We start from the raw sequence: 3,227 nt of genomic DNA on the forward strand, positions 1-3,227 counted from the left end.
TTGGCCAGCTTCCAGTTCTTCGAACTGAAGTCTGGTGATGCGTGGGTGGTGTATCCGATGGACCCGGAGTTTGTGAAGCGGGCTTGCACGCCTGAACTCATCGCAGCATGCGGGCCCGGCGCAAAAATGTACGGTGTCGCGCCCTATCCAGAGCAGTACGAGGGATGGGATGAAATGCTGCCGCCCAGCGTGGGTCGCAGTGATCTCGAAAACGGCCTCTACTGGGTGCCGCAACCGTTGAATGCGGCCATGTTTCTCAGCCCCAGGTCCGCTCGCACAGATTCGGACAGGGACTGGAATGCGTTCAAGCTCAAATGATTGCCAAATCGACGCACGCAAAAGCGCGCGAAGTTGCCAACCCGCTCACTGAGAAGCCATCTCAGCGAGTTCACTGTTTTCGATGGCGTTGTACTTGTGCTTGGGCACAGCGATGTAGTCAAGCGCATCAGGGTTGATGTGGATGACCCGGTACCCTCCGTCGGTCATCAACGAAATGGTGCTCAAAACCTCGTCCGACGGAGTGTCCTCTAGGAACGCCAGAAACCCGTAGACGTCTGCATCGGGGTCCAAAGACTTACTTCGTTGAAGTGATCCCATTTGCCACTTCATATGGGTCGCAAGGGAGAACAGGTGTTCACTGTCTTCCTCTGCCAATGAGAGCAACTGGGCTCGTTGAGCCTCGCTGATTCCAGGCCTGTTGAAATCATCCGCGGTCGGCTCAAGCATTCGCCTAAGCTCCTCGTCGTCGGTCTCGGAGGCAATGTCGTCGCTACCACACAGCCTCTCAACCTGAGCCCAAAACTCGTCATCCGGAAAGATGCCTACCGGCTGCTCATACTCCTCATCAGACGGGCCAAATTCATCGCAAGCATCATGAGAAAAGTACACATCGGCGATGGCGTCGCGGCGTACGAAAACCAGTCTGTTGTCCAGCGACTCCACCACCAAGAAAGCGTTCTCAGACTGGATGGAAAGTGACGCGCGCTCGTAGGTATCCCAGCTGATGGAGAGCAATAGCGGTTGGCCCCCACTTCGAAAGTGCACAGCTATCTCTCCGAAGTAGGACCTTGAGGAATCTCCCGCATTCAAACCAATGACATCGAAAGGCTCAACGAATCCAGCAATCGCCTTGACTGACGTCCCAAACAGTTTTGCCAAGATCTCGATGGTCTCAGCAGATGGACTCAACGTGCCGCTCTCCCAACGCTGGTAGGTCGACTGGCTCACGCCAACCTTGTCGGCAACTTGTGCCTGGGTAAAACCTGCCTGCTCCCGGTACCGTTTGATCAGCAATTTCATTGGCTTCTTTCGTGGTTGAATAATACCCGCATAGTATGCAGACAGGGGAAACGTGTCAAGTGAATCGGGCCCGTGTATGCCAGTCGATCTGTAGGTTAGCGCGGTCGTGGCACTGGTTAAAACGTACAGACAGTTTTCGACACCTAATGCGGAACTGGCCTGATTGGGTTGCACGCCGGCCTGACTTCGCACATCCTTCACCCACCTCTCGCTTTCGCGAAAGTAGCGTGTCATTGCACGCAATCAACCTTCCTGTTGGGATCACTCCCGGCGCGCGTCAAGGTAGTTGTCGCCTGAGTCACGCAGCTTTGAGCTGAGTATGTTGAACGCAGGTGGCCAGCTTGACCACCTCGTCTCGTTCTGGATTGAGGGTCACCACGTCGATGAGCGACCAGTCCCGAGTGGCCCCCGTCCAGCGAGCTGGATGGCGCTGTCGGGCCTGGCGGTACAGCGTGTGTCGTGCCGCCAAGATGGCCTGGTCTTGGCCGGTGTGACGCTGCTGTGGGCTCACATAGCGGATGCCGCTGTGGCGGTGCTCCAGGTTGTACCAACGCACGAATTCAGCAGCCCAGGCACGGGCACCGTCCAGCGTCTCAAAGCCCTGCGCCGGGAACTCCGGGCGGTACTTGGCTGTGCGGAACAACGACTCTGCAAACGCGTTGTCATCGCTGACACGAGGCCGCGAGTACGAAGGCTTGATGCCCAGCCAGTTGAGCATGGCCAGCACCGTGGTGGCCTTCAGGGTAGAACCGTTGTCGCCATGCAGTACGGGTTTGGTGTCCATCGCCGCGATGCCCTCAGTCAACGCGGTGCGCCGCACCAGATGCACGGCATGCTCTGAGTCGTCGCTCTCGTGCACCTCGGCACCCACGATCTTTCGGCTGTACAGATCCAGGATCAGGTACAGGTGAAACCACCTGCCCATCACCTTGGCCGGCAGGTAGGTCATGTCCCAGCACCACACCTGGCCTGGGGCGGTGGCGATGTGGGTGGTGGGCGGCTTTGTTGCCTTGGGCGCCTTGGCGCGTCCTCTGCGCTTGTTCTGCCCGGCGGCCTTGAGCACGCGCGCCATGCTGGACTCGCTGCCCAGGTACACGCCCTCGTCGGCCAGCACGGGCACGATGCGCGCCGGTGGCGCAGAGGCAAAACGCGGTTCGTTGGCCACCGCCAGCAGCGCTGCGCGCTCGGCCGCGCTCAGGGCGTGGTTGGGCAGCGGGCGCACGGCGCGCGGCCTGCCATCGCCCCTGGAGAGGCCTTCGCGGGCTCTCCAGCGCTGCAGGGTTCGCACGTTGATGCCGGCGACATCGCAGGCGGGCTGCAGCCGCGCTCCTGCGGCATGCGCCGTGTCAATGGCTCGGGCCAGGGCTTGGCGATCTTCGAGGCCGATCATTCGTCCTCGCCCCTGTTGAAGATCGCCGAGACTTTTTTTGAAAGCACCAGCAACGCGGCTGTCTCGGCCAGTGCCCGATCCTTGCGCAACAGATCGCGCTCGAGTTCCTTGATGCGCTTGCGGTCAGCTCGGGTGGCTTGTGGGCTGGCGGGCGCATCTTGCGGGTCGACCAGCGCGGTGGTGCAGCTCGCGCGCCATTTGTCCAGATCGCCCGGGTACACACCGTACTCGCGGCACCAGGCGCCCTTGGCGGCCTCGTTCATCGCGGCCGTGGTGATCACGGCCTCAAGCCGGGCGCCCGCAGACCAGGCCCGCCCTCGGGCGGGCCTGGTCTGCGCATCCTCGCGCCATCGCTCCAGGGTGCCAACGCTCACCCCCATCTCACGCGAAACCACCTCCAGCGAGGCGCTCTCCGGCGGCAGCAACCTGGCCACCGCTTTGTCTTTGAATGCTTGTCCGTATCGAGCCACTGTCGTCCTTCATCGCCGCCCCCAGGTTCTTGGTTCTATCGGGGCGACAACTATTCTGACGCGGGGGG

1 protein-coding gene and 2 pseudogenes are annotated in these 3,227 nt (G+C 60.9%); 1 reads left to right on the forward strand and 2 read right to left on the reverse strand.

What is annotated here, in order from left to right:
• Positions 1-318: pseudogene (locus Q1W68_RS03910) on the forward strand (hypothetical protein); the annotation flags it as partial.
• Positions 319-363: 45 nt separating this feature from the next.
• On the opposite strand, the gene Q1W68_RS03915 reads toward Q1W68_RS03910, so the two are convergent.
• Together Q1W68_RS03915 and Q1W68_RS03920 are read right to left on the reverse strand one after the other, a co-directional pair.
• Positions 364-1,299: a helix-turn-helix transcriptional regulator gene (locus Q1W68_RS03915; RefSeq protein ID WP_300661146.1), complete on the reverse strand. Its 936-nt coding sequence runs from the start codon at positions 1,297-1,299 to the stop codon at positions 364-366.
• A gap of 298 nt (positions 1,300-1,597) precedes the next feature.
• Positions 1,598-3,159 (reverse strand): annotated as a pseudogene (locus Q1W68_RS03920) (IS3 family transposase).
• Between the last annotated feature and the right edge of the window lie 68 nt (positions 3,160-3,227).

Source organism: Hydrogenophaga sp., from assembly GCF_030158645.1.
GTDB lineage: Bacteria > Pseudomonadota > Gammaproteobacteria > Burkholderiales > Burkholderiaceae_C > Hydrogenophaga.